Raw genomic sequence first — 23,056 nt, 5'->3', positions numbered from 1 at the left:
GTTGGACCTTCCTTCTTACTTATGTTAAACCACGGTCTGTGGAACTTTCATTTTACGTAGCGTTCTCCTAAACCAGAAGACCAAAACAATTCCTTTAAACACACTGCTTAATGCTATAGACATCCACACCCCATTCAAGCCGAATGGTTCAGATAGAATCAGGGCCAGTGGTATTCGTAACGCTGTAAAGGTAATACTGAAAATCGGTGGGATATGGGTTTTCCCGATTCCGTTAAAGGCACCTACCGTCATGAGCTCCATGCACATAAACAGTTGGGAATAACCAATGATCCGCATATAATCCGTACCTAACGCTAAACTCGCCTCATCAGATAAAAATACGGAGAAGAGCTGCCCAGGGAAGAGAATGAAAATGAACGATATAAAGATACCGAATCCCGAAGTCAACAGTAAAGCCTGTTGGTATCCCTGGTGTATACGATCTAATCGACGCGCTCCATAATTTTGTCCGAAGAACGCAGCGATAGCGCCTTGTAGTCCACCTATCGTCATGTAAGAGATTGATTCAATCTGAATGCCGACTTTTTGAACCGCAATTGCATCTGAACCAAAGCGCACAATGATCTTTGCTATGATGATGGAAATCAATGTGAAGGTCACCCGTTGAATGGTGATCGGTAGTCCCATTCGGATGACTTCTTTCATAAGGCGGCTATTCCATGAGGATGACTTGGTAATCAGCTCGGAATGTCTTGTTTGAATGATAAATAATACCGTCACAAGAAGGTTTGCCATCAAAGTCGCAATAGCTGCCCCTACAACGCCCAACCCTTCAAATGGTCCTACGCCAAAAATCAGAAAGGGATCGAGAATGATATTAAGAATAAGACCAACCGTGAAGATATGAAACGGCTGCTTGCTGTTTCCCATCGCATTCAATATGGTCGCGAACAAGATATTTACGACGGAAAAGACAGTGCCCAAGATGGAGATCAATAAGAACTGCTTCGCCATCAACTCAATTTCACCACTACCTAAATCAAAGAACCCGATAAGATGATCCTTTGTCAAAAAGACGAATGCCATATAAAGAAGACCTAGTAAGACTGACATGATGAATCCATTTTTGATATAGGTCTTAGCTTTATGACCCTCGCCTGCTCCCATACAATGGGACACCTTTATCCCCGTTCCGATCGTAATCATCGTGGCCAAAGCGATGGCTAGATTAATAAAGAAGCTTGCCGTCCCAATGGCTGCAACAGGACCACTTCCGAGCCGGCCAACCCACATCATATCGACAAGTCCATAAGTCGTAGAAATAAAGTTGGTTGCTATGATCGGAAGGGATAGTTTCATCAAAGTCGGCATAATCTTACCTTTGGTTAAATCAGTTGTGCCTTTCATGTTGTACTCCTTCATGCCCTAAGTAAAAACCGACCACAAGGGTCGGTTCAAAGCGCTGATTATTTTCCTTCTGCTAGGAAATACTCGATTCTGGCTTTGATTGCATCGCGCACCTCACGGAATTGAGCCATGATTTCCTCTTCGGTTCCAACGGCTTTCGCAGGGTCATCAAATCCCCAATGCCATTTCACTACTCTTGGATTCGAGATCACAGGACAGTGCTCATCCGCATGCCCACAGAGGGTTACGACATAGTCAGCACGATTGAGAATCTCAGGATCGATCACATCAGATGTATGGTTCGATATATCAATCCCTTCTTCGCTCATCACTTGAACCGCTCTTGGATTCAAACCATGCGCCTCTAACCCTGCACTCTTGACTTCGTATTGATCGCTTCCTAACGCTTTCAGCCATCCATCTGCTATCTGACTCCGACAAGAGTTTCCTGTACATAGAAAATACATCAATGGTTTACTCATCCTTAATCTCTCCTGGTTCTTACTTATTTAGTGCAGGCTCAAAGTACTTCCGCTTGATCCAAAGCGATACATTTACAAGTCCAATCAATACGGGTACTTCAACGAGTGGTCCAATTACCGCGGCGAATGCAACTCCTGATTCCAGGCCGAACACACCAATCGCTACGGCTATCGCTAGTTCAAAGTTATTGCTTGCAGCCGTGAAAGATAAAGATGAAGCCACTGGGTATGAGGTTCCTGACTTTTTCGATAAGAAGAAGGATACTAAGAACATCACGACAAAGTAGATGATCATGGGAATCGCAATACGCACTACATCAAGCGGTAACTTGACAATCAATTCTGCTTTAAGTGTGAACATCAAGACGATCGTAAATAATAGTGCAATCAGGGCAAGTGGACTAATCTTCGGAATCAACACTTGTTCGTACCACTGTTGACCCTTCAGTTTGATTCCAATAACACGTGTCAGTAACCCTGCTGCAAACGGAATCCCTAAATAGATCAATACGCTCTCTGCAATCTGTCCCATGGAGACATCAACAACAGCGCCTTCAACCCCAAACCAGCCTGGTAGCACTGTAATAAACACATACGTAAAAACGGAATAAAACAAGATCTGAAAGATCGAGTTGAATGCAACAAGACCTGCTGTGTATTCAGGATCTCCCTTAGCCAGATCACTCCATACCAAGACCATCGCAATACATCTTGCTAGCCCAATCATGATCAATCCGATCATGTATTCAGGCATATCACTTAGAAACAAAATAGCTAAGAAGAACATCAGAATCGGACCGATAATCCAGTTCTGCACTAAGGACAGAAGGAGTACCTTCCAATCCTTAAACACCCGTCCAAGCTTTTCATACTTCACTTTTGCAAGCGGCGGATACATCATCACAATCAGACCTATAGCAAGCAGTACCGAAGTCGTTCCAATTTGCATGCTAGAAAGCACTTCGGAGAAATTAGGCACCAGATACCCTAACCCTAATCCAATGGCCATTGCCCCAAAGATCCAAAAGGTGAGATAGCGATCCAGAAAAGAGAGTCTCTTTGTGTTACCTTGACTCAAGACATCCACACTCCTTATTCACACATCATTGCGTTGATTTTTTCTTGCTCTTCTTCCCCTACCTTCGGCAAATATTCAATTGCTTCTTTTAAATGAGGTTTACCCTCAATCGATAGAGAATAAAAAATCCACTGTCCTCTTCGCTCCTCTACCACTAAACCTGCGTCTTTTAATTTGCGAAGATGCTGGCTAATATTCGGTTGAGTCGATTGCAATAGCTCAACTAAATGACAAACGCACATTTGTTGTTGGGATAAAAGTGAGACAATTCTAAGTCGAGTTTTATCACCTAACAACTTAAATTGTTCCGCCATTTCCTCTATTGAGATCATCATATGTCGGTGCACCTCCTTGATTTCATGCCTATTATATAATCATCCACTTATATAAGCAACTAATTATTTAATTTGCCGAAACCGTTGATAATATAAGTACATAATTATATAATTACTCACGTATCCGAGAATATCACACGCAAGGAGATGTCTCAAATGAAAATTGAAATCTTTGATCCTGCATTATGCTGTTCCACGGGTGTTTGTGGACCAAGTGTCGATCCTGAACTCATTCGCATTGATGCCGATCTGGATGCAATACGCAAACATGGATTTGATGTACAACGCTACAACCTGTCTCAGGACATTCAAGCATTCACGATAAATCAGGTTGCACTCGCTCACCTTCAACAGCATGGTCCTGATGCATTCCCGATCACCATCGTGGATGGCGAACTAAAGACGGAAAATCGTTATCCAACGCGTGAGGAGTTGACAGCTTGGACAGGGATTACATTTGAACCAGTAAACTTCGGAAAGAAACCGATTAAAACGATCAAGGTGCAGCCTAAATCACAAAGTTGTTGTGAGCCAGGTAGTGGATGCTGCTAAGCAAAGGAGGCGTTACCCATGAAATACGTACCTACCGATCTACATCATCGCTATATCTTTTTCACTGGTAAAGGTGGCGTGGGTAAAACATCTGTTGCTTGCTCCACCGCTATCGCATTAGCTAACCAAGGAAAGAAAGTCCTTTTGATCAGTACTGATCCAGCCTCGAACTTGGATGATTTATTTGAGACAAGGATCCATAGTGAACCCATGCCTATAAGTGGTGTTTCTGGACTCTACGCAGCTAACTTAGATCCTGAACAAGCTGCAAGCGATTATCGGGACCAAGTGGTTGGACCTTATCGCGACATTCTTCCTCAGGAAGCGATTCAACAAATTGAAGAGCAACTCTCAGGAGCATGTACGGTTGAAATTGCCGCCTTTGATGAATTCACCAAGCTATTATCTGCAAACGAAAATGAATACGACCATATCGTTTTTGATACAGCTCCAACAGGTCATACATTACGACTCTTGCAGCTTCCTAAAGCTTGGACTGGGTTTATGGATACCAACATCCATGGGGCTTCTTGTCTTGGACCGCTTTCGGGGATCAGCGCAAAACAAGAGATGTATTCCAAGACAGTAGAAGCATTATCCGATTCGAGTCAGACCATCCTAATCTTAGTCGCCCGTCCAGAACGTACCGCTTTACAGGAGGCTGCACGAGCATCTGTCGAGCTTCAAGCGCTTGGCATTACCAATCAGCACCTCATCATTAATGGCGTGCTTAAACGGCAAACTGATGACCCTAATGCCCAAGCATTTTCGGACCGGCAAGATGCAGCTCTCGCCAATATGCCGAGTGAGCTGAACTCGTTACCACAGTATGAAGTTTCGTTGAAGCCTTATAACCTAACAGGATTAAATCTCTTGCAGGAGTTTCTTGATCCGAATGAGGACACAGTGTTGAGCCACAACACCGAGCAAGTCGAGGAATTGAATCTCCAAAACCTATCGTCGCTTCTTGATAGCCTAACGGCTAAACCAAGCGGTGTAATCATGACGATGGGTAAAGGCGGTGTAGGAAAGACAACAGTTGCTGCTTCTCTGGCAATAGGTTTAGCAAGCCGTGGGCATCGTGTTCATCTCACGACAACAGACCCAGCAGCACACCTCTCGCTCGCCCTTGGAGATGATATAGAGGAGAAATACCCACTCCTTCAGGTCAGTCGAATTGATCCTAAATTGGAGACTACTCGTTACTCCAGTGAAATCATTGGTATGAATGTAGACCATCTGGATCAGGATGGACTGGAACTACTAAAAGAAGACCTTGCCTCCCCTTGTACAGAGGAGATCGCGGTCTTCCGTGCATTTGCACGCATCGTAGAGGAAGCCGATCATGGATTTGTAGTGATGGATACAGCACCAACCGGCCATACCCTTCTCTTATTAGATGCAGCAGAGGCGTATCATCGAGAAGTTCAGCGATCGACAGGGAATATTCCTGATTCCGTACGCAACCTTCTCCCACGCCTTCGCAATCCTGAGGAGACCCACGTTGTAATCGTCACATTACCAGAGGCAACACCAGTAATGGAAGCGGAACGCCTTCAGAAGGATCTACAACGTGCAGAGATCGAGCCCGATTGGTGGGTTGTCAATCAAAGCTGGCAAGATATAAAGACTACAGAACCTGTCTTACAAAACCGTGCTCTTGCAGAAAATAAATGGATTCAAAAAGTCACGGTGTTATCCAATCACACCGCTCTCGTCCCTTGGAAAGCAACCGAACCAACAGGATGGAGGCAGCTAGAAATACTTACTCAACACTAAAGGAGCCTGAAATGAACGAAAAACCTTACCACGAGTTGATACCAAATCTATATATGTGTGGAGCAAAAGATGTAAATCAACTGATCCAAGAGCAAGGTATTGATGTGGTTGTTGATCTACGAGCAGAGGTAGACCCTTCCGAGCTTACACCACTCAACATTACAAGAGTTCATGCCCCATTAGAGGATCATGCGGAGGGTACAGAAGAATCGCAAATGAAAGAAGCAATTCATGCTGTTGTTACCCATCACCAAGCTGGAAAAAAGGTCGCTTTCCACTGCGGAGCTGGTCGAGGACGTACTGGAGCTGTCGCCGTTGGAACGCTAATGGAATTAAAATTGGCATCCGACATTGATGAAGCTTTATCTAAAGCTAGAGAAGCACGTTCTATTCTGAAGATGAATGAGGCTCAACGTGCAACTTTAATGCGCCTTTACCCATAGTTAAGCTGAATACAATAAGGAGACACCCTCATAATTCGGGGTGTCTCCTATTCATTAATTACCATGATGAGACTAGTACAAGAGATGACACTGTAAACAAAGCCGAATGCATTCGCTTACTCATTAAAATACTGCGCACATCCCACTAAAATAGTGTTTACGCTTTTCTTCAATTATTCAAACTCATATTCCCTATCAATTAAAACCTTATTCTCTAATCTATCAGACATAATTTAATTATAAAACTATACGAATCTATCCTGTTCTTTACTATGGTAATAAATGAGCATATGGTAACATGTAACTATAATCTGCTAATTTAGGAGGATTTACCTATGACTCAGATTTATACTGATGTTGAAGAATGGCTACGGGAACGTCCCCGTTGGCTTCAAGATGCAGCTTCACGTCTTATTAAAAATGATAACTCACTAAATGAGACAGACCATCAAGAGTTAATTGAACTTTGCAAGGCAGAAGCACAAATATTAGATTCAGATATCGAGTTTATGAGTATTATACCCAATAGTCTTTCGGCAAAAGATTCATCGTCTCATTTAAGAATTGATGCAATAAAGAATGTTAGAGGAATAAGTGCCCTAAAACCTAGGAATCCACTTAATTTTGATGGTTCATTATCCATTGTATATGGTCATAATGGTTCAGGTAAATCTAGCTATGTTCGCTTATTAAAACACATCTCTGGAGCTAAAAAACCTGGTAAGTTAATAGGGAATGTTTTTGTGCAAGATCAGCAGTCTCAGGAATGTTCATTAACATATACCTCCAATGGGAATACAAAAGAAATAATGTGGACACCTGAGATGGGTTCACTTAGCGAGTTAAGTCCCGTTCAACTTTATGATACCAGTTGTGCCAATGTATATGTTAATGATGAAAATGAGGTAGCCTATGAACCTTGGCTCCTCCAGTTTTTTAGTCAATTGACCAATACGTGTATTAATGTTGGACAAGCCATTAAACAGGAAATGGACAGTATTTCTCTAACAAAGTTATCCGCCCCTGAAGGAAGCTCAAAAACAGTTTCAATCTTGTGGCTTAACAATATCAATGAGAATACCTCCATTAAAGATATTGATACTTACTGTACATGGCTAGAAGCTGATGAACACGAACTTAACAATATAAGACAACAACTAACTGAGACAGATCCAATTGAAAAGATGAAACAGTATAGAAACAGCTCAAAAAACATTAAAAAGCTCCATTCTCTACTCTCTGATGTTAATGATTCCATGAGTGTAGAATTATGTACTGAGATAATCAATGCAAAATCAGATTATTTGAAAAAGAAGAAAGCTGCAGACGAAGATGCTATTAAGGTTTTTGAGGGTCTACCACTTGAGGGTGTTGGTACTGATAGCTGGAAATTACTCTGGGAACATGCAAAGTCATTTTCTGAGCAACACGCTTATCCAAATGAAACATTTCCGTATACATCAATAAATTCTAATTGTGTACTTTGCCATCAACCCCTCTCATCCGAAGCCAGAGAAAGATTAAATTCTTTTGAATCATATGTAAAAGCTGCGCTCAACAAACAGGCTGATGATGCAGAGGATCATTTAAAATCTTTGCTCAGTAAGATTAAAGAAGTGCCAAACGATTCATTATTAGAATTGCATTTTAATTCAATTGGCATAACATCTTATGAAGAAAAAAGGAGAGTAGTATCTTTTTGTTCTGTCCTACAAAAGCGAAGTGATAGTCTAAAGGAAGCAACTTCACTTGACCAAATCTCACCCTTACCTTCCAAAGACATATTATCTGCCTTTGATGAAGTTGCAATAGCTAAAGAGCAACTGGCATCTGACTATGAGAAGTTGTCCAAAATGGATAATAGAAATGAATTGAAAAATAAAATTATTGAGCTCGAAGCTCGTAAATGGTTACATCAGAATAAGAGTGCTATTTCTGATTATGTTGATAGTCTAAAGCGAATTTCTAAATTTAAGATTGCTCAGTCACTGACAAATACAAGATCTCTCTCAACAAAGAAATCTTCCTTGTCGGATGAGCTTATTACAGCCGAGTATATCAAAAGGTTTCAGAAAGAACTAAAAGAACTCGGGGGCGCTAGAATTAACGTTAATCTAGAAAAGACGAAAGCTGAAAGAGGACATATCTATCATCAAATACGTCTTGCAAACTGTTCATCAAATATCCGCACATCCGAGGTATTAAGTGAAGGTGAGTTTCGTATAGTGTCGCTTGCAGGATTTCTTGCAGACGTTGAGGGTAGCTCGAATAATGCCCCCTTTGTTTTTGACGATCCGATATCTTCCTTAGATCAATTGTTTGAAGAAGCAACTGTTAAAAGGATTGCTAAACTAAGTCAATCTCGACAAGTTATTGTCTTTACTCATCGGCTTTCATTCCTGACTCTACTTGAAGGAGTTGCAAGTGAACTAGGAGTAAAATGTAATGTTACTTGGCTAAGGTCAGAATCATGGGGTTCTGGTGAACCTGGAGGGACTCCTGTATATGCTAAAAATCCAAAAAGTGCTCTAAATTCTCTCATGAATGAAAGACTCAATAGAGCTCAGAAAGTTTTGAATGAACATGGAAGAATAGAATACGATATATTGGCAAAAGGTATATGTAGCGACTTCAGAATCTTAATTGAACGATTCATTGAGATTGACCTACTTTCTGATGTAGTTCAACGATTTAGGCGCTCGGTACATACTTTGGGAAAAATCCAAAAACTTGCTTATATCACAGCAGATGATTGTAAAATGTTTGAGGAATACATGACAAAATACTCTACATATGAACATTCTCAACCATATGAGACACCTGTCATGTTACCAGAGCCAGATGAGTTAAGAGCGGACATGGAGAAGATAATAGTTTGGTTAAAGGATTTTGATAAACGTAAGAAATGAGTACAAAATATATATTAATTAACACAAAAACAGTCCAATACAGTATCGGACTGTTTTTGTCTGTAATTTAACTTTTGTTTTACGATAGTCAGTCCTACCGTAAATAACTATGACTTAGTTAGTTTTCATACCTGTTTTTAGAAACTGTTAAATACGAGCCTTAATATCATCGCGGACTTGACGGAACTCGGTTATGATCTCGTCTTTGCTTTCTGTGGAGGGTCATTGAAACCACACGTACTTTTTAGAGATTACCGGGCAATTCTTATCAGCGTGCTCACAGAAGGTAATCACTTAATCAGCCCAGCAATAGAGCACAGTAGCTCCGTACGTGTTGTCCAGAGCTGCTTGACCGATGCTTTCGGATTTGCTAATTGTTTACCCGTATTGAATAGACTGTAGTTTTATTCACGCACAAGGATTATTTTCTATTACATATTTAGATCCAACATCAGATAGTCGCCTTTGATAGGCTTCGATAAATAAATGATCAATCATGATCGATACTTGATTACTTTATTTCCCCTAAACCATCGACTGTACTGATAACTCCTACAATAAGTTTTTCAATCAACTCAACTTCTTGCAAGCTTCTACTCAGTAACATTAAATCGATGCGATCAATAGCCTCTATCATTTCTTTTGAAATCAAATTGTTTTGATAATCTCTAAATGCTTCTTTGGGAGTTACATCTAGTGCTTCTAATAATTTTTGCAAGGTGTCTAAAGATATATTCCTCTCCCCCCGTTCAATTCCACCTATATATGGCTGCGGTAATGCAACCATCTCTCCTAATTCTTCCTGAGTAAGGCCTCTTGATTTACGAAAAGAACGAATTTTATCTCCAATATAACTATTAATTTTTATCACAGGTAGTCACCTCTCTAATTAGAGTAGGTGTACATACCTTTTTATTAAAGATACCTAAACTATATATTACCATTGTTAAATATATAATATATGATATATATTTATTCAATCAATTCTAAATATTTTCAGGAGTGAGATTGATATATGATTCATTTAGCAAAACAGTATGTTATCGAAAATGTATTACAATATAAAATGAGAGGTAAAGTAGCATATCAAAGCTACTTACCCGCATTTATAGCGTTACAGATAACTTATGTAAAACCTTATGATCACTCTTCTGGTAAGGGTTATCAACGTCCAGCAGATACTAAACGTGTCGACGACTTCGCATCATATTTATCTAAAGGTGAGGATGCGCTTTTCACGCCTATATTAATAAATTGTGCAGGCAATTGGGAATTTTCCGCCTATAGCAAAGAAAGACCTTCCTTTGGCAGATTGATATGCAAAAGTAAAGCATCATTAATGGATGGACAGCATCGAATTGGAGGAATAAAGCGTTATGTTGAGGAAACAAATTCAGAAATAAATATTCCTTTTATGGCATTTCATTACCTGGATGATGATGAGGAAATCAAGTTGTTCGATACAATAAATACAAAAGCAAAAGGAATTAGTTCATCATTAAGTAAATTCCTCAAGCGAGAGTCAGATGAATTGAGTTGGATGGCAACAGAGCTTGTTACACGAAGCGATAGCCCTTTTTATAATCTAGGTAGCATAACTGGGAAACGTACAAAAGGAAGGCATGTAACACTACAAAACCTTTATCGCATTGCTAATTATTTTCTAAAAGATAGTAAATTCGGTACGGTAATTAAAGATGAAAAGTTAGGTCTAATTCTTACGTACTTCAATCAATTACGTGAGCTCTATCCTGATGAATGGTCAAATTATAAAGAGCATAGATTAACTCATATTGTGTGTCTAGATGCATTAGCGATGGCCGGCTCTCGGCTTTTAAATGACTATAAGAAAGACGAAAATACTCATGTTGATTATCAAGGGTTTGTTAGGGCTATTAAACGTTTGCGGAAAATCGACTGGTCTATAGAAGGTCCTTTCAAGTATTTGAAAGGGATAAATGGATCTAAGACTCTTTCGAAAGATCTATATGAGATAATGGCATCTAAATAGATAATTAATACACAAAAGCAACATCTAAGTGATGTTGCTTTTGTTCTGTGACTTGATCATGAGAATTTTTCAAATTCTTGCTTTAACCAAATTTGATTTTGTTCTGCAATGTACTGCTCAGCATTAATTAGCAATGCTATGAGTTCACTTTTACTCAATCTTGAGTATCTTTTCTTTACACTTTCAATGTCCCTATCTAGCTTAATGTTCCTATAAATTGAATCATCCAACATGATCTTACTTTTATCTATACGGTCATTGTAGTTAGTAGAGTTACAATGTTTCAGATAATATAAGTAAAGATCCTCATTGGTTTTTAGAGTATTTGCGTGGATCCCCTTTCCTTCAGGATCTATTTCCTTTGCTCTCAATGCCACAGAACGATAAGATATTCTTTTTCCCTCTTTAAGTAACGAATCAATGGCACTTACACCTAATTTGAATGCGCGCTCTTTATTACTAGAATAGTAACCATTAAGCCACTTAATTTCGTTTGTTGATTCGGACTTCAACTTCGAATTTTTGATCTTCTTGATATTTTTCAATTAGTTGAATCTCCCTTAACTCATTTCGTGCCCGATTTTTGGATATTTTCATTTTTCTAGCTTCGAGTGGTAGTCCAAGCTTTTCAAATCGTTTTTCACTCTCATTAGCCCAATTATAATATTCCGTTATTTCATCTTTAAATTCAGGCCTAGGGACTTTCGCGGCACAACCAACACACGCCATCTTTGTAGGACAAACGGTGTCGATTGTACATATCCCTCCTACTACTTTTGATAACGTTCCTACTTTTTCACGATAATCATCGTATATTTCCTTTAATTCTTGAGGTTTTCTTAATAAGCCCTTTTGAATGTCTATATACGAAACCCAGTTTTCATGCAGATCATTGACAGAATCCGAAATTTGCTTTGTTGTTGGCATTGAATAATAATTCGTTACTTCAATATCTTTTTGATGGAGTAGGGACATTACAATATCCACAGGTAGCTTTTCATTTTGAACCGCATGCGTTGCGAATGCGTGTCTTAGCTTATGAGATTGAACAATAACTTGAGATCCATCGGCTGCTTGAATTATGATTCCATGTAACAAAAATCTTAGGATTGCATTAAGAGAAAAATGGTTAATATGTCGTGATTCATACTGAAAAATATATTTCTTGGATGCCATTAGATGCTTTCTACTATCAACATCGAATTCTACTTCTGGAAGAGTATCAGATTTGTATGATTCCTTTAACATTTTAATTATTTCAGTCATAAATTTGAATACGTCTTCTGGTAAATAATAATTCTCAGGTTCTTCCCTGCCCTTTGGTGTAAGTCGCAAAATATAGTTTGCTTGTGGTGGACTAGTATTTCTGTCAAAGGTAACTACGCAACAATCCTTGTCATAACTAATTTGCAATACTTCATTGATCCGTGCACCAGATGAAGTTATGACATCTAGTGCAAAACGTGCGAACATACATGCTACGTAAATGGGTTCGATGTTAATCAATAGCTTATCCGTAAGTCGCTGCCTTCTCGTAATTTGAAATCCTTGGATCAAAAGCCCCGAGTTTCGTGGAGAAAATGGAGATGACGACTTTGAGGATTCGTCTACTTCATAACCCCAATGTCTAAGATAGTTTACTACTTTTGCTCGCTTTTCAGCAGTTGGATGATTACCCTGCCAGTTTCCAAGAATACGTAAACGAAGGATATCTAGAAACCAAGGACCATCACCTTCAGAACCATCATCTATATTCTCTGCTTTTACAAACTCCAAAAAGTAATCTTTTTCACTGTTATCGTAATTACTTATCTCTTTATCTAAGATTTCGAGATCAAAACTAGAAATATCCCATAATTTAAAGTACCATCGTTCATTCACGTATTCCGATTCTTCATAGTTAAATTCAATTGGAAGCGATAGCCCATCCTCTCTAACAGCTCTTACCGCTTCTCTATACGCTTCTCGTAGTCTGCTAACCTGATTCCATCTTAGATGCCCTTCAGCTCTAATATCAGGCAATAAGGGCGTTATAGCTGATGTATCCTCTTTACGTTTGGTCTTTGCACTATTTACAGCCTTAGTACGAGCATTAAAGTCGCGGTTGTCAAACGGTAAATTTGGAAGCATGTATTGCAATAGACATTGCTGTTCTGATTCAGTGAATTGTGTCCCAACCCATTTATTTAGATTGAACAAAAAGGTATTATAGTTTGTTAGGAATGAATGTCTTTGACGATCCGAATGTCCTTCAAATATCTGTCCTGTAACATATTGTTCAACGTGGATAACGTTCAAATCATTTACATTCGATAAATTAAAATATCCGAAAAGATCACGAAAACGTGCGTTTAATACGCTGATCATATTGAATATGGATTGTGGTGACAAATTCCGATCCGTTATACAAAGTAGTACCAAAGCAAAATGGTTTGCCCATGGACGTCCGATACATTGTTTGATATGATATTTAAGGTTTTTTTCATCTACTTGATCCCAATAATATCTGCTTTGTGAATCTCTCAATTCAAGAAGATCATTGGGCAACTTATTGTAAAGCATTTGAAACCAAACTTTCTCTTGTAAATCATTCATTTGTTCTGTTTTAACCGACATTATTCATCCATCCCTCTGTAAAAATCGTTTAGCCAATCTGGTTTGCCAACACTAATTTCAACTTCCATAGATGGTTCTTGGGGGTTAAAAGCACTTTGTTTTTTCTTCTTTAATGACTTAAAGTATTCTTTTTCTCGGTCTGCATAATTTTTTTGTAATTTCTCATGCAGTTCCTTAAACTTTTGTTCATCGTAATAATGCTCGTATACGTTTAATGTCTCTGGGTCTCGCCACTTCATATATTCAATTAACTGTTTCTTTTTATCCTCAATTTGCCCCTGGGTTTCAGAGCTTTCGTAGATTCCGCGTAGCATAGATGTTACAAACCAGTGCCTCGCCTTGTGAGGATTCAATTTTATACCAGCATTGTTTGTTATACGTGACCAATTTGCGTAGAACGCTGAATAGGTATAAATGGTTCCTCTAGTTGATAAAAATAATGACTCATGCTCAGATAACTCATTAAACTTTTCTCGAGAATTAGCGGATTCTCTACGTTCTGAGTTAACGTATTTAATTAGTAGCTTTAATGTTTCTGGTGAGATACGAATGAATTTAATTCTTCGTTTAAAACTCCCTTTGTTACTTGCAGCAAATTCATGAAGATCGGAACGTGATCGATAATCACCAATCGTCAGTTCTAATATTTCCGATATTCTTGCACCTGTTTCAAACATAAACCTCGTTATAACTTCATCTCTTAATCGCCAATTTTGGTTACTTCCAGCTTGATATATACGGTATGGGAGATCCCAATCACCGATTATTTCTGGAACCCATTCTTCATTAATAATCTTGAAATATGAGTCTGTTTGTTTTCGATAAGATATCGGTTCCTCAGTGCCAGCAGCTTGATGTAGGCGTGGTCTATTCGGTCTTTCACCAGCTCGCTCAGGTAAATTGGTATCAAATTCAATATCAATTAGTGGATTAGTGTCAGCATAAGTTCCTAATCGAATCATTGTCTTATAGAACCCTTTTATAGCTGACAAAAACAATTGCACTGTTTTCGTACTCTTCTTAGTAAGATAAATACCTTCATGATGCTCACGCCCTCGAATCTTACAGTGCATTTCTTGTATTAGATATTGTCTTACTGCTTCTTTTATGGCTTCAGGTTTATGATCCCATGAAACGAGTGTTCCTTTATAATGGCTTTTATATTTAAGCCATAAGAAAAAAGGTTCTAATGTGTTTAAGTATGCAATTACAGAGCTTTCGCTTATTCTCTTAATCTGATCATGATAATATTCAATCAATGGAATAAATGGCTTCTTTTCATCATCAAATACAATTAGACGATATTTACTCTGTACTCCTTCTGGACAATAAATATGAAAAAATGACCCCATTCGCCCCCCCCTGCCCCCATCTTTATTTTCATAAAAAAAGGACGTTCTCGTAGAATCAAAACGAGTGTCCTTAATATTATGTGACACATTATATAAAACTATAAGAAAATCATGGTACCGTCAACAAAACTTGTAATTTAATATTATATAGTATTTTGTACATATGTATATAAATCGATTTAATGCCTAGTAACTACTGAATTTTCATTTACTGTCATACACCATATAGCTCGATTTTCGTTCTGTTTTTTTATAAGTTCCCCTTTCTTGCAGTAAAAAAGCAATTCGGATTTAATCCGAATTGCTTTTTCTTTGAATACTGTGCTCCGGTACCGCCAACGGAAAGGCCAAGCGATGTCAAACCCTCTTCGATTGCCGGATTTATCATTCACCCTGGATTCCCGGCAACTCATAACGTTGTTACAAATGGCAATCCTAAAACATCAGCTATTGTTCCGCGTTCTGGAAATATTTATTAATTACTCCTTTAATCCTTCTAACTCCAGCAGCAGAAGATTGTTCTTTTTTAATACTGAACTTTCCTAAGTTTGTTGTATCTTCTACATGAGGTCCTCCACATACTTCTCGACTCCAAACTTTCCCTTCGTTATCTTTGATTGTATACACCTTAACGATATCCGGATATTTATCCCAAAAATTCCCTTCAACATTACTTTCTTTCGCTTCAATTTTCGGCATCTCTGAAATATAGGTAACTGCTTTTGATGAAATCGCATCATTCACATACTTTTCCACCTCAGCTATTTGCTCTGGCGTAAGTTTTTCATCATGGTTGAAGTCAAACCGTAATCGTTCTGAAGTAATATTACTTCCTTGTTGATGAACATGATCACCTAAAACTTCCCTTAAACCAGCAAGTAATAAATGAGATACCGTGTGCAGCGCTGTTGTTTCTGTTGAATGTTCAGCTAATCCACCTTTAAATTTACCCGCAGAAGCAGTTCTGCTCTTTTCAGCATGTTTCTTTGCCGCCTCTATATAAGACGCCTTGTCCTCCATGCTATATCCACTTTCAGTTAGAAACTCTTCCGTCAACTCCAAGGGAAACCCATATGTTTCGTAAAAATAAAAGGCATCTGCACCTGTAACTTTACCCTTATTCTTAAGATGTTTTTGTATTTCAAATTCTCCTTGCTGTAAAGTTCTATAGAAAAGATTTTCTTCCTTATTTACTATTTCGATAACTTTCTTTTTATTACCGATCAAATCTTCATAAGCTGTTGCTTCATCTATATAAACTTCAGACAACTCACCCACAAAACTTCCTTGTATACCTATTTTTTTACCTGCACGAATCGCCCTTCTTAATAACCTTCTTGTTATATACCCTGCATCACTATTAGCTGGCTCCGCACCATCATTAATTAGAAAAGTAGCCGCTCTCACATGATCAAGTATGATTCTAAATGACTTTAAATCGTCAGTATATTGTTTACCACTTAACTCCATCAATTTTTTCTTGGGATTAAGGAAGAAAACCGTATTATAAATATCCTTGTCACCATTAAGGGCTGTTGCAACCCTTTCTAATCCGCCTCCATAATCAATATTGGGATTTTGCATTTTTACAAATCCTGTGTCTTCTTTTTTGTAACACATAAATACGTTGTTCCCAATTTCTAAAAACCTCTCGCTTACAGAAGCAGGATGATCCAGTGAATCACCGCCTGGTTCAAGATCATAGAACATTTCACTATCAGGCCCACCCGGTTCACCAACAGGCATATCCAATGGACTTCCGGCTCGACTCCACCAATTTTCTTTTTCATCGTATAGAAATATTTTTCCACCCCTGGATGCTCCATATTGATAGGGATCATCTTCAATGATAGGTTCTATACCAACTGATTTAAATTTTTCTGACCAGATTTGAATGGCTTCCGTATCTTTCTGTATATTCAAATCATCACTTCCTATAAAAGCACTGATATACAGCCTGCCAGGATCAATTCCTAATTCGATAATATGCCAATTCCAAATGGCATCGATTTGCTTTTTCTTATAGTTATTTTCATTTGCTTTAAACTCCCATCGACCTATCATTTCAAAAAATGTCAGATGCGACGTATCTCCTACTTCATCAATATCCACTGTCCTTAAACACTTCTGAATATTAGCAATCTCATTACCTATCGGATGCTTTTCCCCCAATAAATATGGAACCATAGGTTGCATTCCACTTCCTGTAAACAACGTTGAGGGATCATTTTCTGGTAACAAGCTAGAAGAGGGCACTTGGCTAGCCCCTATTCCTTTCATAAAATCAATATATGATTTTCTTAACTCATCTGGTGTCATTTTCACCATGCTCAATACCTCCATTTCAATTATTATTTATTCTCGGAAAATTATTTTGCAGATATTCAAACGAGAAGAAATAAAACAAAAAAGCCCTAAGCTGACATATTTCTTGTCAACTTAGGGCGAACTATTATGTCCGTGTTACCACCTAATTTCAGATTTCTCTGCACTCTATCAATACGGGATATCTCCGATATTGTTTCCTGAATAACGGTGGAACTCCGTTGAAGCCTACTAAGATTCCTCTGTTCGGTTCACAGCTCCGAGACTGCTTCACTATTAGATCAATGAAGATTCGCACCAACCATCTTCTCTCTGTGAGATCCCTAATACCTACTATTTCTCATCATAGCCTTTTCGTTTTAAGTTAAACCAATGTTATCACACTCAACTTGCTCCGTCAATTTAATTCCACTGTTTTTTATAAGGTATAAGTCTGTCGATTCTACCATCAGCTTTGGCAATTCGGTTGCTTCGCATCCTCTGACTTTAGCCAAATTATTTTGAAGGCTATTGCTTGTTAAAGAGATAGAGATAGGATTCATTCGTTGATAAACTTCTCAAATTGACTTTTCAGCCAATGCTGATTCTGATATGCAATATACTGTTCCATCAGAATCAGTAGATCAACCAATTCTGGCTTTGTTAACTGCATATAACGCTGTCTGACTCGATCTATGTCGCGATCCTGTTTTATGTGCTTGAAAGCATCCAGATCATTATCTAAGGGCTTAGATGACCTTTTACGCGGATTATAAACCTTGGTTGTTCTATACTGAAGAAAATGATTATGAAGTTCTTGGTTCTTACGAATTGTGTTTTGGTGGATACCTATTCCTTCTGGATCAATAACCTTTGATTTGTCCGAAACAGTTCGGTAAGGAGGTGATACGGATTTCCGGCGCATATGTCTCATCCCTTTGAGATTTCTCTATCAGTTGTATTTCCTTAAGTTCGTTTTTAGCTCTATTTTTTGCGATCTTCATTTTCTTTGCTTCAAGGAGTAGACCCAACTGCTCAAATCGTTTTTCACTCTCCTCCGCCCAATTATAAAAGGCGGCTATTTCGTCTTTAAATTCCGGACGCGGAACTTTTGCTCCACATCCGACACAAGCCATTTTAGTCGGGCATACAGAGTCAATAGTACATATACCTCCCACTACCTTTGACATGGTACCTTTTCGCGGTAATCTTCATAAATCTCTTTAAGCTCTTCCGGTCCCCTAAGAATCCCCTTTTGGATATCGAAATATGAAATCCAGTTTTCGTGAAGCGAGTTTATTGATTCGGAAACCTGTTGAGCTGTGGGTGCAGAATAGTATGAAGTCACCTCAATGTCCTTTTGATGGAGCAGCGTTTTCACAATGTCGACCGGTATTTTTTCCGTTTGAACCGCATGTGTCGCAAATGCATGTCTCAACAGATGAGCTTTCAAAACAACTTGATTGCCTTCTGCAGATTGAATCACAATACCATGCAAAAGAAAACGAAGGATCGCATTAAGTGTTATAACGTTAACGTGTCTCGACTGGTACTGAAAAATATATCTCTTCGGTGGCAATAGATGTTTTCTGCTATCAACATCATACTCGACCTCTGGTAATGAAATTCTATTGGAAGTGCCAATCGCTGCTCTCTAACGTTCATAATGGCCGTACGGTAAGCTTCACGCAGCCGGCACTTGATTCCATCTAAGATGCCCCTCTGCCCTTATTTCAGGTAATAACGGAGTTACAGCCGAAGTGTCTTCTTTTCGCTTGGTTTTTGCATTAGTAATGGCCTTTGTACGAACGCTAAAATCTCTATTGTCATAAGGAAAAATGATTGAACAAATCCCGAAATCGAGCATTCAGAGAACTCGTGATATTCATAATCGATTGTGGTGTTAAATTTCGGTCGGACAAACATATAAGCGCTAATGCAAAATGGTTTGCCCACGGATGACCTGCACATTGCCGAACAAAATATTTGATATTTTTCTCCTTAACTTTATCCCAGTAGTAATCTCCGTTTGGATCAGACAAAAGTAACAGTTCCTCCGATACTTTACCGCTAAGAAGGGCTCCCCAGGTTTTGTCTTGGATTTCCTCTTGTAATTGCACTGCTGTAGACACTACGGTTCCATCCCTTCAGATCACTGAGCGCTTCTTAGCTGATTTGAAGTACTCTTTCTCGCGTTGCATGTAGCTTTCCTGAAGCTTCTCATGCAAATCTCGGAATTTCTGTTCATCGTAATAATGCTCATACACGCTTAATAATGTCTCTGGGTCTCGCCATTTCATATATTCAATAAGCTGCTTCTTCTTGTCTTCGATTTGGGCAGTTGTTTCAGATTGCTCATAAATGCCGCGCAACATGGAGGTCACAAACCAGTGCCTTGCTTTATGTGGATTTAGTTTTATCCCGGCATTTAACGGTAAGTTCTAATATCTCAGATATTCTCGCCCCTGTATGCGATTACGGAACTCTCACTGATTCTGTTGACCTGATCGTGATAAAACTCTGTAAGAGGAATGAACGCTTCCTTCTTATCGTCAAAAACAATGAGACGGTATTTACTGTTCACTCCTTCAGGACAATATGCATGAAAAAACGAAGCCATTTCCTCCACAACCTCCACCTTCATTTACACAAAAAAAGGACATTTCCGTTTCAATGAAACGGATGTCCACATATGGTGTGTAACACTATATGAAAATACAGTATTTTAGATCGATGGACTGGCCGCGATTGTACAGGAACAATTTGAGCTCAATCCGTTTTCCTCGGCCCTGTTCGTGTTTTGTACCTGCTTACGGATATTCTGGTTTTCCCGGAAACTTCGCCTATCCAAGAATATAATAAGGTCTACTCCATTAGATGAGTAGACCTTATTACATATATCTATAAGTATTTGAGTAATTGAAGGATTTCTTTTTTAAATTCTGCACTTGATGATTTTAATAAGGACGGGACCTCTAAAAAGTGTACAATAAGAGCTCTACTAACTTTGTAAGAGTAGTCTTTTTTATCTCCTGTAAGTAGATCTACGATATCTCTTTTTAACGAATTACTAACTTTCCCCCATAAAAATTCCGATTCTTCCAGGTGTTTATCAATGAATATTTTAACATGATTAATAAAGGGATCATCTTTATGCTGGATAGTAACCCGTAACTGAGTAATCGTTATTTCTTCTGCTTTAAGTGATTGGTTCACATTCACCTGGTTCTTATTTTCAGCGGCACTTACACTCGTTGCGAATACACCAAGACTACTAATTCCAATTACACTTGCTAACGCAATTCCTGTACATTTTTTCACTAGCGATTTTGGTCTTTTTGTTTTCAAAACTATCCCTCCCAATTTGGATGTAATCCTTCTTTCAGGTAAATCTTACCACGAAATAAAATAGGAGAAATACATAATATGTTACGATATTGTTAAAGATTGGGACTTCGAAGTATCCCTGAATCCGTGAAACAAAAAACTGAAAAGGTTAGAAAAACAGCCCCCGGTGAAGTAAACTAGCGAAAAGGGAAGAATTCCCGTTTGTCTTGAATTCACCTGGGAGGTGCCCTGGACCTGGACGTCTCGCCGTTCGACAATAGTCATACCCGGAAAGAAGGCGTGTCCCCGACGTACAAAAAGGTGGACGGCTATGCGCCGTTTTTTGCCTATCTAGGGCAGGAAGGCTATGGCATCAACGTCAATCTGCGCGAAGGCAGCATGCATGTGCAAAAAGAAGCGGCTGCGTTTCTATCGCACAGTCTGGACTATGCCCGCCGAATCACCGATTCGCCGCTGCTCGTGCGCATGGATGCTGGCAATGATGCGTTCGACTTGCCCAAAGTTCGCCATGACCTTCTCTCGAAGATTCATCAGGATCCGAAGGTCTGCATAGACGTTGGACCGCAGTTTAGGCTCGCTGTATTTCCCATTGCGCACCAGGTCGGCGATTACCTTGGCGTCTTTATAATCGTTCTTCGTTGGCGAGTTGTCCTCGAGCTCTTTGCTTTTGTTGACATGATGCGGATTAACTAAGACGACTTTGACTCCTTCTCGCCCAAGAAATTCAGCTAACGGGAACCAGTAGTGTCCGGTGGGCTCGATCCCAAAGACGATATCCGTCTTGTGATGTTGTTCCTGGAGCTCCTTCATCCACCCTACAAGTTTAGTGAAACCATGGTGTTTTTGTAATGCTTGATCTTAGATATTATAACTAACTTAAAGTAATACGGGTTTTGTGAAACAGCCAAGCTTCTGTTCGTTCTGTGTTTTATAATTGTTACACATATTATATTTATACCTTCCTATCACCACGACGATGAGATTGCCGTACATCGATGAGATTATCTTTTTGGGGGATATAGAGTGTCATAGTGGGATGAGGCGCTCCGTCTCTTTGGACGTAGGCACGCCGATTACTTGAAGCCCTTCTCGCACTTTCTCTCCGAGAAGTTGGATAAAGTGGCTTGCCGTGCTTCCGCTTCCGATCCCGATTATCATCTTGTCTTCTACATAAGCCAGCGCCCTTAATGCAGCTAGCTTTTTTTCTTGTTCATAATTGGTTTTTGAATTATTGTCGATTCAAGAACTTTGGGACATGAATGACAAGAACTTGAGGACATTCCTATTCTATGTAACAAAAAGTAACAAAAAAAGTGCCCGTATGAATTACAGGCACTTTGACAAACATTTGATGTAGTTCTGACGATTTAATCAACCTTGTTGATTGTTGCTTGGCAAATGCACTGAGAAACCCTTGAGCATACAAATGGCCTACATTAATGACACAAATGTTGCGGCGGTTTGGGTTTCGGATTGCAGTTCGTATCCCCTCCACATTCTGCATGTCCACTTGGGTCAATATATTTCAGCGGATTATTCTCACATACGTATACCGATTCAAACTCAGCGGGTTCGTCAGTTCCCCTTCATACATATCCTCCGATATAAACCGCTTTTCCTCCGGCGAGTAGAAATTAGAATGTTACGCTTGTTCTGCCCAGTTAGCCGGATATGTTACATAGATAAATCGTGCATATTCTGGCACAGAAAATTGAATCTTACTTCCATTTGGAATCAGGATCACTTCTCCTGGACCAGCTGACACCTTTGTGCCATCAATGATAACATCCAGATGTCCCTCAATCACATAATCAATTTCATCATAGTTAAGTGTCCAGTCAAAGGTTGTTTCTTTCATCTCCATGATACCGCAGCCAAGTCTTGGACTTTCCTTTAGCGAAAAAAGATCTTTACAATAGACGATATCATTAGGGTTGCCTGTATCGAGACGATCCTCTTCTGTTACTTTCATATTTGGCACTTTAACAGAAGTAATCCCTCCAGGACCTCTATGAACGTTCTGTTCAATAGCATCAGCCCCTACTTTTTCCATGATGATTTTACGAACCATCTCTTCAATCATCTTTTTATCGATACTCATGGGTACCCTCCTCTACTTCTTAGGTGCAGTTTTTTGGAACCATTTTACTTGCAATGAGCATAGCAACCATTACAGCTGTGATACACTTTTGAACGATGACGCCATATTCTGGATATAAAGTTTGGATAGGACAAGTTGTGTTGTTAATGTTCCCATACCAGAGAATAAACACAAAGAGGCTTAAAGTTATATCGCTTCCTATCAAATAGGAATACCATAACCTTAAGCCTCTTTGCTTTAGTAAGACTACGCCTTTGTAGTCCTTTATTCCATTTTAAACGTGAATGAAACTGTTGTTCCACACGCTGTAGATTCAAATGCATGCTCCCTTTTAGTTTATCCTCTACATAGCTATTTACAATAGATAAACCTAAACTT

The 23,056-nt window shown here is 39.1% G+C and carries 21 protein-coding genes, 3 pseudogenes and 1 other annotated feature; of the genes and pseudogenes, 8 read left to right on the top strand and 16 right to left on the bottom strand.

Features of this window, described 5'->3' with window-relative positions:
* Positions 1-24: 24 nt before the first annotated feature.
* Genes FLT43_RS02415 through FLT43_RS02400 form a run of 4 tightly spaced genes read right to left on the bottom strand, consistent with a single transcriptional unit; the run spans position 25 to position 3,263 of the window.
* Entirely contained in the window at positions 25-1,368 is a 1,344-nt protein-coding gene (locus tag FLT43_RS02415) for an MATE family efflux transporter (protein ID WP_087443505.1), read from the bottom strand.
* A gap of 59 nt (positions 1,369-1,427) precedes the next feature.
* Positions 1,428-1,850 carry an arsenate reductase (thioredoxin) gene (gene arsC / locus FLT43_RS02410; RefSeq protein ID WP_087443506.1) on the bottom strand — a complete coding sequence of 141 codons (423 nt, stop codon included), beginning with the start codon at positions 1,848-1,850 and terminating at the stop codon, positions 1,428-1,430.
* Between the two features lie 19 nt (positions 1,851-1,869).
* On the bottom strand, positions 1,870-2,928 hold the full coding sequence (arsB, locus tag FLT43_RS02405; protein ID WP_087443507.1) for an ACR3 family arsenite efflux transporter: 1,059 nt from the start codon (positions 2,926-2,928) through the stop codon (positions 1,870-1,872).
* A 14-nt stretch (positions 2,929-2,942) separates the two neighbouring features.
* Positions 2,943-3,263: an ArsR/SmtB family transcription factor gene (locus tag FLT43_RS02400; protein ID WP_174818237.1), complete on the bottom strand. Its 321-nt coding sequence runs from the start codon at positions 3,261-3,263 to the stop codon at positions 2,943-2,945.
* Positions 3,264-3,419: 156 nt separating this feature from the next.
* Between FLT43_RS02400 and arsD the strand changes: the two genes are divergently transcribed.
* The 4 genes from arsD (at position 3,420) to FLT43_RS02380 (ending at position 8,946) form a co-directional block, all read left to right on the top strand.
* Positions 3,420-3,815: an arsenite efflux transporter metallochaperone ArsD gene (gene arsD, locus FLT43_RS02395; protein WP_087443508.1), complete on the top strand. Its 396-nt coding sequence runs from the start codon at positions 3,420-3,422 to the stop codon at positions 3,813-3,815.
* Positions 3,816-3,833: 18 nt separating this feature from the next.
* Positions 3,834-5,594, top strand: a complete 1,761-nt coding sequence (arsA, locus tag FLT43_RS02390; protein WP_087443509.1) for an arsenical pump-driving ATPase — start codon at positions 3,834-3,836, stop codon at positions 5,592-5,594.
* Positions 5,595-5,605: 11 nt separating this feature from the next.
* Complete coding sequence (locus FLT43_RS02385; RefSeq protein ID WP_164776667.1) at positions 5,606-6,037, top strand: protein-tyrosine phosphatase family protein; 432 nt, start codon at positions 5,606-5,608, stop codon at positions 6,035-6,037.
* Between the two features lie 335 nt (positions 6,038-6,372).
* A complete protein-coding gene (locus FLT43_RS02380; protein WP_087443510.1) occupies positions 6,373-8,946 on the top strand; it encodes an AAA family ATPase in 2,574 nt (857 codons plus the stop codon).
* A gap of 511 nt (positions 8,947-9,457) precedes the next feature.
* Here FLT43_RS02380 and FLT43_RS02375 read toward each other — a convergent pair.
* Positions 9,458-9,817, bottom strand: a complete 360-nt coding sequence (locus FLT43_RS02375; RefSeq protein ID WP_087443511.1) for a helix-turn-helix domain-containing protein — start codon at positions 9,815-9,817, stop codon at positions 9,458-9,460.
* 144 nt (positions 9,818-9,961) lie between these two features.
* Between FLT43_RS02375 and FLT43_RS02370 the strand changes: the two genes are divergently transcribed.
* The gene (locus FLT43_RS02370) at positions 9,962-10,957 is read left to right on the top strand and encodes a DGQHR domain-containing protein (RefSeq protein ID WP_087443512.1); all 996 of its coding nucleotides are present in this window, start codon (positions 9,962-9,964) and stop codon (positions 10,955-10,957) included.
* Positions 10,958-11,013: 56 nt separating this feature from the next.
* On the opposite strand, the gene FLT43_RS02365 is transcribed toward FLT43_RS02370, so the two are convergent.
* The 5 genes from FLT43_RS02365 to FLT43_RS02345 all read right to left on the bottom strand — a co-directional run bounded on the left by FLT43_RS02365 (position 11,014) and on the right by FLT43_RS02345 (position 18,419).
* Positions 11,014-11,502: a hypothetical protein gene (locus FLT43_RS02365; protein WP_127510985.1), complete on the bottom strand. Its 489-nt coding sequence runs from the start codon at positions 11,500-11,502 to the stop codon at positions 11,014-11,016.
* A complete protein-coding gene (locus FLT43_RS02360) occupies positions 11,441-13,573 on the bottom strand; it encodes a site-specific integrase (RefSeq protein WP_087443514.1) in 2,133 nt (710 codons plus the stop codon). The genes FLT43_RS02365 and FLT43_RS02360 overlap by 62 nt, the downstream gene beginning before the upstream one ends.
* A complete protein-coding gene (locus tag FLT43_RS02355) occupies positions 13,573-14,925 on the bottom strand; it encodes a tyrosine-type recombinase/integrase (RefSeq protein ID WP_087443515.1) in 1,353 nt (450 codons plus the stop codon). The genes FLT43_RS02360 and FLT43_RS02355 overlap by 1 nt, the downstream gene beginning before the upstream one ends.
* Before the next feature lie 447 nt (positions 14,926-15,372).
* Positions 15,373-17,253: an alanine--tRNA ligase gene (locus tag FLT43_RS02350; RefSeq protein WP_164776569.1), complete on the bottom strand. Its 1,881-nt coding sequence runs from the start codon at positions 17,251-17,253 to the stop codon at positions 15,373-15,375.
* A gap of 109 nt (positions 17,254-17,362) precedes the next feature.
* Positions 17,363-17,606: a binding site (T-box leader), on the bottom strand.
* 486 nt (positions 17,607-18,092) lie between these two features.
* On the bottom strand, positions 18,093-18,419 hold the full coding sequence (locus FLT43_RS02345; protein ID WP_127510957.1) for a hypothetical protein: 327 nt from the start codon (positions 18,417-18,419) through the stop codon (positions 18,093-18,095).
* A 79-nt stretch (positions 18,420-18,498) separates the two neighbouring features.
* On the opposite strand from FLT43_RS02345, the gene FLT43_RS29175 reads away from it, so the two are divergent.
* Positions 18,499-18,750 (top strand): hypothetical protein, encoded by a 252-nt coding sequence (locus FLT43_RS29175; protein ID WP_181823472.1) that lies wholly within the window; start codon positions 18,499-18,501, stop codon positions 18,748-18,750.
* 305 nt (positions 18,751-19,055) lie between these two features.
* Here FLT43_RS29175 and FLT43_RS02335 read toward each other — a convergent pair whose 3' ends face one another.
* Positions 19,056-19,361, bottom strand: coding sequence for a hypothetical protein (locus tag FLT43_RS02335; protein ID WP_127510956.1), 306 nt, complete (start codon positions 19,359-19,361; stop codon positions 19,056-19,058).
* A gap of 15 nt (positions 19,362-19,376) precedes the next feature.
* Positions 19,377-19,613: a hypothetical protein gene (locus tag FLT43_RS02330; protein WP_087443519.1), complete on the bottom strand. Its 237-nt coding sequence runs from the start codon at positions 19,611-19,613 to the stop codon at positions 19,377-19,379.
* Positions 19,614-19,958: 345 nt separating this feature from the next.
* Here FLT43_RS02330 and tnpB point away from each other — a divergent pair, with 345 nt between their 5' ends.
* Positions 19,959-20,114, top strand: a complete 156-nt coding sequence (gene tnpB, locus FLT43_RS30745; protein ID WP_369124654.1) for an IS66 family insertion sequence element accessory protein TnpB — start codon at positions 19,959-19,961, stop codon at positions 20,112-20,114.
* A 16-nt stretch (positions 20,115-20,130) separates the two neighbouring features.
* Here tnpB and FLT43_RS02320 read toward each other — a convergent pair whose 3' ends face one another.
* On the bottom strand, positions 20,131-20,577 hold the full coding sequence (locus tag FLT43_RS02320) for a hypothetical protein (protein ID WP_087443933.1): 447 nt from the start codon (positions 20,575-20,577) through the stop codon (positions 20,131-20,133).
* A 228-nt stretch (positions 20,578-20,805) separates the two neighbouring features.
* On the opposite strand from FLT43_RS02320, the pseudogene FLT43_RS02315 reads away from it, so the two are divergent.
* Positions 20,806-21,063: pseudogene (locus FLT43_RS02315) on the top strand (IS1380 family transposase); the annotation flags it as partial.
* Here FLT43_RS02315 and FLT43_RS02310 read toward each other — a convergent pair.
* The 3 genes and pseudogenes from FLT43_RS02310 to FLT43_RS02305 form a co-directional block, all read right to left on the bottom strand.
* Positions 21,055-21,417, bottom strand: a pseudogene (locus FLT43_RS02310) (IS110 family transposase); the annotation flags it as partial. The pseudogenes FLT43_RS02315 and FLT43_RS02310 overlap by 9 nt on opposite strands.
* Positions 21,418-22,079: 662 nt before the next feature.
* A pseudogene (locus FLT43_RS30740) lies at positions 22,080-22,201 on the bottom strand (RHS repeat-associated core domain-containing protein); the annotation flags it as partial.
* 18 nt (positions 22,202-22,219) lie between these two features.
* On the bottom strand, positions 22,220-22,678 hold the full coding sequence (locus FLT43_RS02305) for a cupin domain-containing protein (protein ID WP_087443521.1): 459 nt from the start codon (positions 22,676-22,678) through the stop codon (positions 22,220-22,222).
* Between the last annotated feature and the right edge of the window lie 378 nt (positions 22,679-23,056).

This window comes from Paenibacillus thiaminolyticus (genome assembly GCF_007066085.1).
GTDB classification, from domain to species: Bacteria; Bacillota; Bacilli; order Paenibacillales; family Paenibacillaceae; genus Paenibacillus_B; species Paenibacillus_B thiaminolyticus.
The sequence above is the reverse complement of the archived record's forward strand: the minus strand, read 5'-3'. Positions and strand labels throughout refer to the sequence as shown.

Bases quoted from the DNA above. Each gene is read 5' to 3' on its own strand.
- FLT43_RS02380 (WP_087443510.1), top strand. From the start codon at position 6,373: ATGACTCAGATTTATACTGATGTTGAAGAATGGCTACGGGAACGTCCC.
- arsC (WP_087443506.1), bottom strand. From the start codon at position 1,850: ATGAGTAAACCATTGATGTATTTTCTATGTACAGGAAACTCTTGTCGG.
- FLT43_RS02355 (WP_087443515.1), bottom strand. From the start codon at position 14,925: ATGGGGTCATTTTTTCATATTTATTGTCCAGAAGGAGTACAGAGTAAA.
- FLT43_RS02360 (WP_087443514.1), bottom strand. From the start codon at position 13,573: ATGTCGGTTAAAACAGAACAAATGAATGATTTACAAGAGAAAGTTTGG.
- FLT43_RS02385 (WP_164776667.1), top strand. From the start codon at position 5,606: ATGAACGAAAAACCTTACCACGAGTTGATACCAAATCTATATATGTGT.
- arsD (WP_087443508.1), top strand. From the start codon at position 3,420: ATGAAAATTGAAATCTTTGATCCTGCATTATGCTGTTCCACGGGTGTT.
- FLT43_RS02415 (WP_087443505.1), bottom strand. From the start codon at position 1,368: ATGAAAGGCACAACTGATTTAACCAAAGGTAAGATTATGCCGACTTTG.
- arsA (WP_087443509.1), top strand. From the start codon at position 3,834: ATGAAATACGTACCTACCGATCTACATCATCGCTATATCTTTTTCACT.
- FLT43_RS02370 (WP_087443512.1), top strand. From the start codon at position 9,962: ATGATTCATTTAGCAAAACAGTATGTTATCGAAAATGTATTACAATAT.
- FLT43_RS02350 (WP_164776569.1), bottom strand. From the start codon at position 17,253: ATGGTGAAAATGACACCAGATGAGTTAAGAAAATCATATATTGATTTT.
- FLT43_RS02345 (WP_127510957.1), bottom strand. From the start codon at position 18,419: ATGTCAAAGGTAGTGGGAGGTATATGTACTATTGACTCTGTATGCCCG.
- FLT43_RS02305 (WP_087443521.1), bottom strand. From the start codon at position 22,678: ATGAGTATCGATAAAAAGATGATTGAAGAGATGGTTCGTAAAATCATC.
- FLT43_RS02400 (WP_174818237.1), bottom strand. From the start codon at position 3,263: ATGATGATCTCAATAGAGGAAATGGCGGAACAATTTAAGTTGTTAGGT.
- FLT43_RS29175 (WP_181823472.1), top strand. From the start codon at position 18,499: ATGAAATCCAGTTTTCGTGAAGCGAGTTTATTGATTCGGAAACCTGTT.